This is a genomic window from Mariniblastus fucicola, assembly GCF_008087665.1.
Taxonomy (GTDB): Bacteria; Planctomycetota; Planctomycetia; order Pirellulales; family Pirellulaceae; genus Mariniblastus; species Mariniblastus fucicola.
In genome coordinates this window covers 2,164,300-2,176,989 of record NZ_CP042912.1, presented here as the reverse complement: position 1 = coordinate 2,176,989, position 12,690 = coordinate 2,164,300, and the positions used below count along the sequence as shown (strand labels likewise).

General features: G+C 53.1%; 10 protein-coding genes. 2 read left to right on the top strand and 8 right to left on the bottom strand.

Translation table 11 applies throughout. From position 1 onward, the window contains the following. Positions 1-39 precede the first annotated feature (39 nt). Positions 40-159: a four-helix bundle copper-binding protein gene (locus MFFC18_RS25775; protein ID WP_390176068.1), complete on the bottom strand. Its 120-nt coding sequence runs from the start codon at positions 157-159 to the stop codon at positions 40-42. On the opposite strand from MFFC18_RS25775, the gene MFFC18_RS25445 reads away from it, so the two are divergent. Next, the gene (locus tag MFFC18_RS25445) at positions 106-483 is read left to right on the top strand and encodes a hypothetical protein (protein WP_238381299.1); all 378 of its coding nucleotides are present in this window, start codon (positions 106-108) and stop codon (positions 481-483) included. The genes MFFC18_RS25775 and MFFC18_RS25445 overlap by 54 nt on opposite strands. A 163-nt stretch (positions 484-646) precedes the next feature. Here MFFC18_RS25445 and MFFC18_RS07945 read toward each other — a convergent pair whose 3' ends face one another. The 4 genes from MFFC18_RS07945 to MFFC18_RS07930 form a co-directional block, all read right to left on the bottom strand. Continuing rightward, entirely contained in the window at positions 647-1,456 is an 810-nt protein-coding gene (locus tag MFFC18_RS07945) for a glutaminyl-peptide cyclotransferase (protein ID WP_157665198.1), read from the bottom strand. Between the two features lie 144 nt (positions 1,457-1,600). Continuing rightward, a complete protein-coding gene (locus tag MFFC18_RS07940) occupies positions 1,601-2,650 on the bottom strand; it encodes a Gfo/Idh/MocA family protein (protein WP_075085483.1) in 1,050 nt (349 codons plus the stop codon). A gap of 2 nt (positions 2,651-2,652) precedes the next feature. Continuing rightward, on the bottom strand, positions 2,653-3,921 hold the full coding sequence (locus MFFC18_RS07935) for a beta-ketoacyl-[acyl-carrier-protein] synthase family protein (protein WP_084417273.1): 1,269 nt from the start codon (positions 3,919-3,921) through the stop codon (positions 2,653-2,655). A 133-nt stretch (positions 3,922-4,054) separates the two neighbouring features. Beyond that, the gene (locus MFFC18_RS07930; protein WP_075085481.1) at positions 4,055-5,182 is read right to left on the bottom strand and encodes a GNAT family N-acetyltransferase; all 1,128 of its coding nucleotides are present in this window, start codon (positions 5,180-5,182) and stop codon (positions 4,055-4,057) included. Between the two features lie 141 nt (positions 5,183-5,323). On the opposite strand from MFFC18_RS07930, the gene MFFC18_RS07925 reads away from it, so the two are divergent. After that, positions 5,324-6,298, top strand: a complete 975-nt coding sequence (locus MFFC18_RS07925) for an NAD-dependent epimerase/dehydratase family protein (RefSeq protein ID WP_075085480.1) — start codon at positions 5,324-5,326, stop codon at positions 6,296-6,298. A 76-nt stretch (positions 6,299-6,374) separates the two neighbouring features. Here MFFC18_RS07925 and MFFC18_RS07920 read toward each other — a convergent pair whose 3' ends face one another. From MFFC18_RS07920 to MFFC18_RS07910, 3 genes are all read right to left on the bottom strand, one after another. Beyond that, positions 6,375-7,349: a GNAT family N-acetyltransferase gene (locus MFFC18_RS07920; protein ID WP_075085479.1), complete on the bottom strand. Its 975-nt coding sequence runs from the start codon at positions 7,347-7,349 to the stop codon at positions 6,375-6,377. An 81-nt stretch (positions 7,350-7,430) separates the two neighbouring features. After that, a complete protein-coding gene (locus MFFC18_RS07915; protein WP_148618704.1) occupies positions 7,431-8,726 on the bottom strand; it encodes an HD domain-containing phosphohydrolase in 1,296 nt (431 codons plus the stop codon). A gap of 177 nt (positions 8,727-8,903) precedes the next feature. Continuing rightward, positions 8,904-12,689, bottom strand: coding sequence for a hybrid sensor histidine kinase/response regulator (locus tag MFFC18_RS07910; RefSeq protein WP_084417271.1), 3,786 nt, complete (start codon positions 12,687-12,689; stop codon positions 8,904-8,906). Position 12,690 lies beyond the last annotated feature (1 nt).

Below are 12,690 nucleotides of genomic sequence, written 5' to 3'. Positions count from 1 at the left end.
TGATAATTTTTAACCGGCCGATTATTGCGTCAAACAAAGTTACGCCATTTTGCGGCACTCATCGGCGCATTTGCGACATGACTCCGCGCATCTTTTGCAGTGTTCATGATCGTGGGCTCCGCATTGTTCGGCACACCAGTCGCATGCGCCAGCACAGATACGGCAGATTTCTTTAGAGAATTTTCCGCCTCGGGACATCAATCGGACGCAGAGTTCACAGAGTTCGGTGCATTCAAGACAGCACGCAGGGCAATCGTTGCCGCTGGATTTCGTTATCGTCTCGCCAAGGCAATTTTGGCAATCGATGATGCATTGTTGACAGGCGTCGATACAGGATTGGAATTTATTCACGGCTCTCTCCCTTTGAAACTTGCTTGGACAATCAGGACTGACTACCTGAGTTGCAAATGCCATTCCAAGGCGAAATTACTCGGATCGCCTGCCGTCGAGCCGGCGGTTTCATCGCAAAAAAACGCGGACTGATCGATTTGCCACCAACTTGGTCAGACGATTACTTTTCCAGTTTCAACTGGTGCAATGCCTGCTTGCCGGTCGTCGCGGTGGCACGCCGACACATTTCTGAGGCATTGAGTCGGAAACCTTCCCTGACTGCGACTTTCAAGTTCGATCTGTGGCGGGACCGCCGCTACTTTGGAACGATTTCGATCTCGTAGACGTACGGACACAGCTTTCCCGTGACCCACATCGTGCCATTCGAACCGGGTTTGATTGCGATCCCGTTGAGCACGGCGTTGTTGCCGCGAGGCCTATCGCTGAACGGCCACAGCCCGGACAAGTCGATGATTGCTTCGACGTCTCCGGAGTTCTCGTCGATTCGATAGATTTTGTCCGAGTTATAAATATTTGCGTAGATCTTTGAACCGAAATGTTCCAGCTCGTTCAATTGCCCCAGCACCCGTCGATCTTTGCGTCGAACGTAGAGCCGGCTGGTTTCCTCGAATGAGTCCGGATCCAGAAATCGCAAGTTCGCTGTCCCGTCGCTGACGATCAAACTGTTGCCATCGTCGGTGATTCCCCAGCCTTCATGATCGACCGGAAAACGTTTGACTTCCTCAAATCCATCGTCCGTTTCTTTGTAGACGATCCCAGTATCGTTCTGCCAAGTGAGCTGAATGAACTGATCGTTGAACCACGTCAATCCTTCTCCGAAAAGTTCATCGCTGAGATCAAACTGCTTCAGCACAACGCCAGTCTCAGGTTCAACTTTTCGAAGGCTCGACTGTCCGGTAAGTCCTGTGCTTTCGTAGAGAAAGCCATCGTGAAACAACAATCCTTGCGTGTAAGCTTTCTCGTCGTGTGGAAACTTGTCGACGACCTTGTATCCGAACTCAGGAATCGCGTCTCCGGTTTTCATCCACACCGCCAGGTAAGTTCCGCCGACTGCGATGACGAGAAACAGCGCAACCAGTTCCCAACGCGTTCGGGATGTTGGCATGACCGTACTCCTGGTCGCCGGTTGTGCCTTTGTTGGTTCCGTTGAGGGCGGAAAGGACTTTCGTTTCTTTTTAGCCATTTGCGTTTGAATGTTGGATGCTGAAAATGATTCGGCAGGATCGTGAACCGCGCGGAAACTTTCGACTTAGCCAAGTTCGACGAGCGTATTGTTGAGCAGCGATTTCTCTTCGGCTTCGCAAATCGCAATCGCATCCCGAGCCGATGCTCCGGAAAGCGAATCTGAATCGCGGCCCGTAAATATCGCTTCGACAAGCTCTTCCATCTCTCGCTGAAACGCGAAAATCGAATCCGGGTCACCGAGGTCTTCCGGTCGTTCCACCGATCCGTCCTCTTTGAGAATCTTCAGTCGAATCGTTTCGGCTTCGTCCGCGTGTGCCGCAAACTCGAAACACATCGTGGCTTTTTCCAGATGAATTTCGAACGCGTGATTGAACGGTCGACCTTGCTGCCGAACGACTCCACCCGTGCAGGCGACTGAAACGTCCGCGTCTTCGAAAGTGAAAACTGAATTGCAGTACTCCGGAACGCCATTTTTAAATCGTCCACCACTGTAAACCGTTTTCGGCATGCCGAACAAAACTCGAATCAGATGCGCATCGTGAACGTGCAAGTCCAGCAGCGGCCCGCCAACTTTTTCGCGGTTGTAGAAATCTTCCAACCAAAACGGATCGGAGATAACGCGTTTGAAATTTCCGCCCAGCAATTTGCCAAACTCGCCAGAGCGAATCAGTTTCACCGCGTAACTGAACTCGGTGAAAAACGGCAACACATGCCCCACGAACAATCGCACTTCATTCTGATCGCAAGCTTCGATTGCTGCGTCGCAGTCCAGTAGATTAAGAGCCAGCGGCTTTTCACAGAAGATGTTCTTTCCAGCTTTCGCACACGCGATAATTGCGTCACGGTGCATCGCGGGAGGCAGGCAAACATCGATCAAATCAATTTCGTCATCGGCCAACATCGCGTCCAACGTCTCGAACGCTTTGATCTGGCTCAAGTCAACCTGTTCGCCGGGCGGCCCCATGTTGCCCTTGATCGTCGTCCAGTCCCCTGCCCTTTTGGCGGCGTCTCTCGAACACACCGCGACGACCTCGGCACCACCGACGTTCTTCCAAGCCAGCCAGTGCATCCAGCCCATAAAGCCGATGCCAACGATTCCAACCTTGAGACTCATCGCTACATACCTTCAAAAACGACGCTAACCATCTGCCCGGTTCCCGAACAACCCGTTTTCAACATCGCAGATTTATCCATCGAGCGAACTTCGTTGCTGACGTTGACCGGACAATCAGGGTCAGGGTTCTCGTAATTTAACGTCGGCGGAATCTTACGATGCTTCAACGCCATCAGCGAACCGATCAGCTCAACGACTGAAGTTCCCGGGCCAAGATTTCCAAAGTTCGATTTGTGAGCCACGACCGGCACGTCGCCCAGCACGGATTGGATCGCCTGAGCTTCCGATGCATCGCCCTCGATTGAGCCATGAGCATTCGCAGACACCAGCCCGATTTGATCTGGCGTCATGCCAGAATCAGCCAGGACGGCTTTGATCGAAGCCACGAAAGCCTCGTTTCGCTCGACTCGATTCGGATCACTGAAACCGCGAGACCAGCCAGCGAGTCTGGCAACAGGTGTGGCTCCACGTTTGGCGGCATGTTCGGCGGACTCAAGAACGACGACACCAGAGCCTTCTCCGATCACCATCCCGTCACGTTCTGCATCGAATGGACGACTGGCTTTCTCGGGTTCATTGATTCGTCGCGACAGATCACCGATGCCCCGATAAAGCATTGCCGTAAGAGCCATTTGCGAACCGGTTCCCCCGGCGATGACGACATCGACCACGCCGCGCTTGATCAAATCCGCGGCTTCGATCAAAGCCAACAGACCGGAGGCTTCTCCCTGGCAGATTGAATTGCTGGGACCACGAGCATCGATCGCGATCGAGATGTGTGAGGCGGCCATATTCGGCAGGTACTTCAACATCCACAGTGGCTGGATCTGTCGCATCGCGAACTCTCCCCAGCGGTCGTGCTGATAATTATCGTCTTCGGTGCAACTGCGGAAAACGCGAGCGACTTCGGCCGGATCGGCAAAGAAAGTTTCCGTTCCGAACAGCGTTCCAATTCGATCGGGGCTGACGACGGATTCGAGCGACTGTTTCTCAAAGCCAGCGTCTTCGAAAGCCAGATTAGCAGCGGCACAACCGAATTGAATCGGCTGGCACATAATCTTCAGCGCTTTGCGAGGTTTGACAAAAGGCTTGGGGTCAAAGTCAGCGATCGGAGCACCAATCCGAAGCGGCATATCCGTTTCGGCAAAGCTTTCACGCACGCGAATGCCAGATACTCCATCCAACAGGTTCTGCCAGAACGAATCGATACCGACACCAATCGGTGAAACGACTCCCATTCCGGATACTACAACGTCGCCAGTAGAATTCATGCAGAGTTGGTGGACAGGGCCGTGATGGAAGAAATTTGGCGAGTTTTCAATGTCGTTAAAGAGCAAGCCACAGGCGACGGTGCGTCAAGCTGGAAACAGCCCGATCGTCGGCGGCGTGTCGTAAATCGATGCTCTATGATGGCGTATAATCGTAAATTCGAAAGGTCTTGTCACTGGTTAATCCGCTTCTTTCGAGCGTTCCTCGCGACAATTTGTTGGATTCTAACACCCAGGAGAACTCTCCTTCGTCGATTCCCCACTTCAGCACTTCGGGGACCATGCGAGCCATCAACACGATTCCCAAGCCCCAACGCTGATACTCGGGCGAAACATTCGTGCTCATCAGGCGAACGCGTTTCAGCTTTTTTCGCCCCCACAGCAACCGCAACCATCCGAACGGATACAGCTTTCCGTTGATTTTCTTGATCAGCGGATTGTAGTCCAACAGCCCAAACACAATCCCCACGGCCTTGCCGTCGACTTCGGCAACGGAGGTCATCTCGGTGGCGATCAGGAACTTCAGATTCGTCGCCGTCGATGAAAGTTCACCTTCGGACATCGGCGTGAATCCCCATTGAGCCTGCAACGCCGAGTTGTAAATCTTCAGAAAGATTCCGACGTCTTTCGCAAACTCTTTTTTGCTTACCGGGCGGACGTCGACATTGAATCGCTTCGTCGCTTCGGTCGCCACGAACAACAGTTTCGGATCGAGGTTTTCAAGCATCTCGACTGGTGCGTTGTACGAATACAGATCTTGCGATTGCTCGAAACCGTATCCCAACACAAGTTTGTCGTAATAGGGTTTGTTGTAAGTCATCAAAAACGTCGGCGGCGAATGGAAGCCCTCGACAAGCATTCCCCACTCGTAGTTCTGCGACGGGTTGGCGGGGCCTCGCATGAGCCCGATCCCCTTGTCGGAAAACCACTTTTTGGCGGCATCAAAAAGTGCATTGGCAACGTCCTGGTCATCGATGCTCTCAAAGAAACCGAACATGCCACGAAGCTCGTCATGATGACGATTGTGGTTGTGGTCAATAATCGCGGCGATACGACCGACGACTTTGTCACCGTCCATGGCCAAAAACGTTTGGCATTCGGCGTCGTCGTAGAACGGATGCTTCTTGTAGTTCAGCAGTTCCTTGACGTTGTGGACCAGCGGCGGAACCCAGTTTGGATCGCCTTGATAGTGATCCCAGACAAAATGGACGAAGGCTTTTTGCTGGGCCTTGGTCGAAACGGGAATGACAGAAATGGAACTCATACCGAAAATGTTCGTCGCGCGGGGAGATTCAAAATAACATGACAGCCGAAGACCCTGGATTGGCCCGCTGCTGCGAGGAACAGTTTAAAACGGTATACTTTAGCACTTGTTGATCCTTTCGTCACTTCCCGCCAACGATTTATGAAAATTCTTGTCACTGGAGCAACGGGCTTTCTGGGCAACAATCTGGCCCGCAAGATGCTTCAGCAAGGGCATGAAATCGTGACGACGGTTCGTGCTACTTCTGATTTACGACCGTTGGACGGGATCGACGTTGAAGTGATTCACGCCGACCTGACGGATCCGAACGCGATGGCTCCGGTCGTCGAAGACGTCGAACTGATCGTCCACTGTGCCGCCATGATCCAGATCGGCCATTCGAAACGCGAATCTTGCACTGCTTTCAATGTAGGATCCACGAAGTTGCTGGCCGAGGCCGCGCGACGCCGCGAAATCCGCATGATCAACGTCAGCACGGTCGACACCATGGCGGCGGCGACTGACGGAGTTCCGGTTACCGAAAATTCGGCTGACGGCCCAAAGTACGATTGTTCCTACGTGTTTTCGAAACGGGCGGCAGCGTCTGCGTTCATGGAAGAAGTCGAAAAAGGCCTGGACGGTGTGACGGTTTGTCCAGGATTTATGCTCGGCCCCAACGACTGGAAACCGTCGTCCGGTGAAATGCTTTTGTTCGTTGCCAAGACTCCTTTGTTTTTTGTCGCGGCAGGCGGATGCAGCGTTGTCGATGTTCGCGACGTTGCCGACGGAATCATGCTGGCGATCAAGCACGGGAAAACGGGCGAGAAATACATTCTTGCCGGCGAGAATATTTCGTACATGGAGCTGTGGAAGCGAATGGCCAAGATCGTCGGGTGTTGGCCGCCGCGGCGAAAGGTCAGCAATTTCGTTGCGGGATTGGCAGGCCGAACGGGCGACTTGATTTCGAAGTTTACCAAAGAAGAATTAGCGCTCAATTCAGCCACGATAACGATGGGACAGATGCTGAACTGGTACTCAAGCGAGAAAGCCATCAACGAGCTGGGCTACTCGATCGGAGAAATCGATATCGCGATCGAAGACGCGTGGAAATGGTTCAAGCTGCACGACTACGCCTAGCCGCCCTTCCTTGCACCGCTGTAGTTCCGGGACGTGACGTTAACGCAATATTTGGAAAGCAAAGAAACTTGACGCGTCAAATCGCTTTGTGCATTTGCAATCCCTGCGTCACCAGGCTGAATTCAAGTTTCTCAAACAGCCGAACGGATGCGTCGTTCGTCAGCTCGGTCTGAGCCTCTACCAGCGTGACTCCCTGTTTCGCCAACCGTTTCATCGATTCGCAAACCAAAAACGATGCCAATCCGCCTCGTCGGTCGTCTTCACCAACCGAAAGGTCGTACAGCCCGCGACAATTGGAGTGAATAAACGAACCCATGGGTTGTAGATCCCAATAGGAAACCGTTCCGGCGACGTGATTGTCTTTCTTGCGGCCGATCGTAAACCGATCGCGTTCCGCCATCCCGAGCGTACAGCATTCCCACCAGGATTTCTCCAGCGGATCGGCAATGGCGTTGATCAAATAGTTTCGCCGCACCATCAACTGCTGACGACCAGAGACGCTTTGGATCTGACCAAGCTCCCGTTGCATCACTGCCATTTTGGCTTGAATCTCAAATCCGTTTCGCTTCAACGCTTCGACGACAGAGACGTCTTCTTCCATCACTCCTGGCACACGACTGCCGCCGTAGAGACCAAGATAAAACGGAGCTTGCGGGAAACGCGAACCAAACCAAACTTCCGTCGATCCACGTTCACGAAGATAGTTCTCAGCCATCCCCAACAGCCGGTCTTCGATCTGATGCTGTTGCTCGACGTCGGCAACTCGTAGCTGGGAAACAATGCCGACAGAACGGTTCAGATCCGACAGATCCTGGCGAACGTCAAACGCAGCGTGCACAAATCCGAGGATCCGCGTTTTGTCGTTTTCGACGGCCGCAGCGACGATGAAACCTTCTCTGTCGAAGTACGGTTTCGACAGGATATGGTTCTCTAGATCGGCAACCGTAAGGTTCGCGTGGATGCCGCGGAAAACGGGCTGGGAGCGCCACAAATAGGTGATCAGCGGCGGATCGGTATTGAGAAATGGACGATACTGAATCTGTTCAGACACAACGTTTACCGCTGGAGGCGATTATCGCCAGAGACTGAAATTAATCTCGGTGCAGAAACAGCGTAACCCATCGATCCAGATTTACAACTCGGGCGTGTCTGTGGATTCTTTTTGCCGCAGAATTCGAGTCAGTGAATCTTCGTCGTTGTAAGTCGTGCGAATGTGCTCGATGTCCTTCAGCCGTTTCAGGAAAGCATCCAGAACGATCGGGTCGAAGCGTGTTCCGCGTTCCGAAATCATGATCTCCAGGCATTTTTGCAATGGAAACTTGGGTTTGTAAGGCCGTTCGCTACTGAGGGCATCGAAAACGTCGGCGCAACAGCAGATCCTGCCTTCGATCGGAATCTGATCGCCGGCCAGCCCGTTCGGATAGCCAGTACCGTCCCACTTTTCGTGATGCGTTCGGGCGATTATTGCCGCCAGCTCAAGCATCGGGCTATCGACGTCTTCCATGATGAAGCTGCCGACGTTCGCATGGTCACGAATCCGCTGTGTTTCGTGCTCCGCAAGCGGCTCCATGATCTCACAGCCGAGATTACAGTGCTTTTTCATTATCTCGAACTCGCCATGGCTAAGCTTGCCAGGGTTTAGCAGAACCGAGTCGGGAATTCCGATCTTTCCCACGTCGTGCAGCTGCGCCGCGAGCTCAATCTGACGGCGGTAGTTCTCGCCAAAGCCCAGTTCGTCCGCGATCACGGCACAGTATTTTCCAACGCGGATCACGTGCTCGCCGGTTTCATTGTCGCGATATTCCGCCGCGCGAGCCAGACAGTGAATGATCTGTTCACGAGAGCGATCGATTTGAGCCGTTCGGAGGCGGACCTGATTTTCAAGCTCGTTGGCGTAGTTTGCGATGTGGTCGTGATGACGTTTGACCATCAGCGAGTTCTGGACTCGAACCGTCAGGTCACTGGCATCGACGGGTTTGGAAAGAAAGTCGGTGGCTCCGAGAGCGAGAGCTTCCCGTTTGATCTGGTTTTCAGAGTTGGCACTGAGAATAATGAACGGCACCAACATCAGCACTTTGTCTTTCTGCCGTTCGCGAAGCAGATCCAGCCCGGTGATGTTGGGCATCATGATGTCGAGCAGCACGACGTCAGGAGATTCGCGTTGAATCGCTTCCATCGCCGTGCGGGAATCCTCGACGGTGACAAAGTTCGTGAACCCGTCTCCTGCAAGAAATCTTTTCACAACCCGAATCACAAGGGGCTCGTCGTCGACGATCATGATCTTGCAAGACTTCAACGCGTCCTTGTCAGCGACGATCGAGACCGAATCGATTTGGGTGCGTAAGGGTGAAGCACCTTCAGTTGAAACTGAGGCAGACAGTGGAGCCAAGTGAGATCCGTTGATCATCTGTTCCAGTCCGGTATGCATTAAGCTTCCTGAATTTCGTGGCGGGCGGAGAGCATGTTGAAGTTCGACATTGCTTCCTATCTTTGATCGAAAGTTTGTATCCGATGCCTTCCGGCTTTCTTCCTCAATTTCCGATTTGATCACACAGCCCGGGCGCGCGACCGTCAAATTCCGGCTAACAACGCTCCCCCAAGCTCACTAGACAATTGGTTCGCCCGAACAATCACTTGCAACGACAATTTGACCGCCCATATACCACAGCAAATCCACCAATTTGACACAGGTGGGTTTGTCGCCAGATTTGGCCGCCTGTTCAAGCTGTTCGCTTGGTTCGGTAAAGTGCCCGAATCCGCAAGTTCCGCCGGCGCCTTTTAGCCAATGCGCAATTTCCGCAACTTCCCCCATATCGTCGCCATCGAGAGCAGCGTCAAAGCCCTTCAACTTGGTCTCGAGCTGCGGAACAAAATCGACTGCGATCTCGCGGAAGGCCTCATCGTCCATCGGCAAACTGGACAAAATTGGATCGTTCGCGTCCTCGATTCGCGTCAAGTGAACCAGTTTGGGACGCTTACGAATCGCAATCGGATCAAACTTTGCCGTCGAAGTAAATTCTGCACGACAGGCATCAAGAAACTTCTTCACCGCGTCGGTATAGCTGGCCGGATCTCCGCTTACAGAAGCCGCGATCAACGCGTCAAGTGAGCCAGCGACCTGTTTTTTGTCGACGCCTTCGCATTGAGTTTTCAGACGCTGGGCGACATTAATCGCAGCCAATTGATCGTCCTCGTCCCAAGCTTTCTGGAATTCGATAAGACCTTGCTGTAGTTCGGTCACGAAATCGATTCTCGATTCGGTTGGCTCTACTTTGCGGAGCGGTGCAACAGACTCAAACTGTGCGGTGGCTTCTTCCTCGCGGTGGGGCTGACCCGCCGGAGTTGATTCTTCACTATTCATCGTTTCCTCAACTTCAGTAATTTGTTCTTGCGGTTCGGGCTCTTCGAGCAAATCGACTGAATCGGTGCTCAAAATTGGATCGCCTGTGAATTGTGACGGCTGGACGGACAGATCCATCGTCGGTTCTGTCTCCCGCACATCGGTTGGAATCTCGTCACGCTGAACAATCGGGGATTCCGTATCCAACGGCGGCTGGATCTCGTCCGTAGACTCGCGTACCAATTCGATACTGGATTCCGATTCGAGATCGAGATCCAGGTTGAGTTCGAGATCGACGGCTTCGGCTTCGCCTGATTCGATCGCCAAACCCTCAATCGGTGACGTCGGCTCTGGGACGCGAACGGAGACTTCCGGCAACGAGTCTTTCTGTGCGACAGGTTTCTCTCGTTCGTCGCGGAAAGATTTCGTGATCGTCAGGAAGTTCGTCAACGAAGATTGAATTAGCTCATCGTCGTGATCGTCTCGACGACAGAGCTCAATCAACGGACGCAACGACTCGACAATCGCGACTCGACCATGAGCTGCTGCTTTCGCCTTAAGACTCGATGCAGCGTCTGCCAATCCGTTCCAGTCTGCTGTTCCGGCTGCGATCGCAATCGGCTCCAGTGAAGTCAGCAGTATCGATTTGAATTCGTCAGCTGGCTGAGAGCTTGATTCGTTTGCATTGTTATCGCCTGCGGTCAATTGCATTTCTTCGGCAGGCACGAACTCCGTTACCTGCGGAATTTCGATCGCCGGCGCAACTGCGGACGCCGGTGATTCCGGGATGACTTCAGGCTCATCGATGAAGCAAGTTTCTGATTCCAGTTCGCCAGCAGACGTTTCCTCAGACAGATCCGGAAGCAAATCCATATCAGCCAGATCTAACCTTTCCTGCGCGGGCATCCATTTGGCCAAAGTCTCGATTAGCAAGTCGATATCAACGGGTTTGGCAACGAACGAGCTAAATCCGACGCGTTCGCATTCTTCTTCGTCCTCCCGCATCGCGTTGGCCGTCAGAGCGATAATCGGTCGGTCGTACCCTTGTTGGAGCAGCTTCGAAGTCGCTTCGTAGCCGTCCAAAACCGGCATTTGAATGTCCATCAGGACGACGGCGTAGTCGTTTGCCAACGCCATCTCCATACCGACTTGGCCGTTTTCGGCTTCGTCGACCGAGCAACCGGCCTTGGTCAGAATCAGTCGAATCAACTGACGGTTTGGCTTGCCGTCGTCCACCACCAGTACTTTGCCAGGAGGCAATTTGAATTCGCCCGGCATCATCTTTCGACTGAACGTGGATTCGCTGTTGAACTTGGCAACGTCGATTCGCTTGGAATCGGAAACGTCACCGACATTGATCTCAAACGCAAACATACTTCCGGTGCCTGGCTCACTGTCGACGGTAATCCGTCCGCCCAGCGACCCGACAATTCTTTTACAAATCGACAGTCCAAGTCCAGTACCGCCGAACTGACGCGTGATTCCTGAATCAGCCTGAACGAACGGCATGAAGATTTTCGCCGCTTGCTCTTTCGACATCCCGATCCCGGTGTCGCGAACTTCGACCCGCAGTTTCTCGACCAGCTCGCCATCGACGACGCGTTCAACCATCTCGGCGACGACACTCACGCCACCTTTCTCGGTAAACTTGATCGCGTTGCCGACAAGGTTTGTCAGCACCTGGCGAAGTCGAACATAGTCAGTAGAAATTGTTTCCGGAAACGTCCCTTTGAAGAAAGACTTGAGTTCAATGCCTTTGCCATTGGCTCGCATATGTAGAACGCGTTCAACGTCCTGAATCACGCGAAACGGGCTGTAATCTTCCAGCACGATTTCCATTTTGCCGGCTTCGATTTTCGAAAGGTCAAGCACGTCGTTAATCAGCTCTAACAGATGTGTTCCGCTGGAGTGAATGGTCGAAAGGTATTCCAATTCCTGATCGCGATCGTCGGCCAGTCCACGTTGCAACCAGTCGGTGAATCCGAGAATCGCATTCATCGGAGTTCGAATCTCGTGACTCATGTTGGCGAGGAAGTCCGACTTTGCCTGGTTGGCAGACTCTGCCGCTTTTTTACTCCGCTGCAACTCAGTGACGTCCTCAAAGCAGATCAACGCTCCGTTGCCAGCCGATGATTCGGCAACCACGGGCGAACAGTTGACCTGGAATGTTGAAACGACCGGAGCACCTTTGGCGTCGACGCCTGTCTGCAGCGTCATCACGGTATCACGAACTTCGACTCCGTCACGAGCGGCGACATGCCACGGATAAACGGTCATGGGTTTTCCGGACGCGTCGCGCCAGTCGAACTCCTTCTCCGGTCGGCAATTGGTCAGGGCATCCGCGTCCGCTCCAGCTTTCTCGCAGAAAACTGAACTCGCGATTTTGATGCGACCTTCGGTATCGAGCACCAACAACCCTTCGGCCAGACTGCCTAACGCCTGTCGAACGCGGCCTTGTGCGGCAGAGTTTTTTGGCGATCGGAAAAGCATGTGCAGGAACAGCCACGTCGATCCGGCTCCGAACAGCAACAGAAATCCGGCGAGTTGATAGAACGGGGAGATTTTGCTCAAAACGGGATCTGCGAAACCGAGATAGCGATTTTCAGACTTTAGCGGCTCGAAAACAAACTCGACTTTGCCCCAACGTCGCATTCCTTCAAATAGCGGAATCTCGAATTTGTCTGCTTGCGGTGTTTCTTCGCTACTCCATACATTTTCATGATCTGCAGTTTCGATCTGCAACACACCGGCTTGGCTGCGGATTCCGATGGACCGAACGATTGTTTTGATCTCGGAGTTTTCGTCTGCGTGTCCCCGTTTTATATCTTCTTCACATTGGCGGACAAACGTCTTGAGATCGCGACTGTCTCCGTCGCTTAACATGACCGAGCCGGCGATGGCGAATGATTTTGCGAACTGCGCACGATCCTGCTGATACCGCCTCGCAACCGAGGGATAGAGTTCAAGGGTGTTTGCGATCGTGAGTCCGGCGACAAGAATCGCCACGAACCCGAGCGCAAGTTTGGATTTTAGACCTAGCCAATTTTTCATC

Excerpts from the sequence above, each read along its gene's own strand:
- MFFC18_RS07910 (WP_084417271.1), bottom strand. The coding sequence starts at position 12,689 with ATGAAAAATTGGCTAGGTCTAAAATCCAAACTTGCGCTCGGGTTCGTG.
- MFFC18_RS07930 (WP_075085481.1), bottom strand. The coding sequence starts at position 5,182 with ATGAGTTCCATTTCTGTCATTCCCGTTTCGACCAAGGCCCAGCAAAAA.
- MFFC18_RS07940 (WP_075085483.1), bottom strand. The coding sequence starts at position 2,650 with ATGAGTCTCAAGGTTGGAATCGTTGGCATCGGCTTTATGGGCTGGATG.
- MFFC18_RS07915 (WP_148618704.1), bottom strand. The coding sequence starts at position 8,726 with ATGCATACCGGACTGGAACAGATGATCAACGGATCTCACTTGGCTCCA.
- MFFC18_RS07935 (WP_084417273.1), bottom strand. The coding sequence starts at position 3,921 with ATGAATTCTACTGGCGACGTTGTAGTATCCGGAATGGGAGTCGTTTCA.
- MFFC18_RS25445 (WP_238381299.1), top strand. The coding sequence starts at position 106 with ATGATCGTGGGCTCCGCATTGTTCGGCACACCAGTCGCATGCGCCAGC.
- MFFC18_RS07925 (WP_075085480.1), top strand. The coding sequence starts at position 5,324 with ATGAAAATTCTTGTCACTGGAGCAACGGGCTTTCTGGGCAACAATCTG.
- MFFC18_RS07945 (WP_157665198.1), bottom strand. The coding sequence starts at position 1,456 with ATGCCAACATCCCGAACGCGTTGGGAACTGGTTGCGCTGTTTCTCGTC.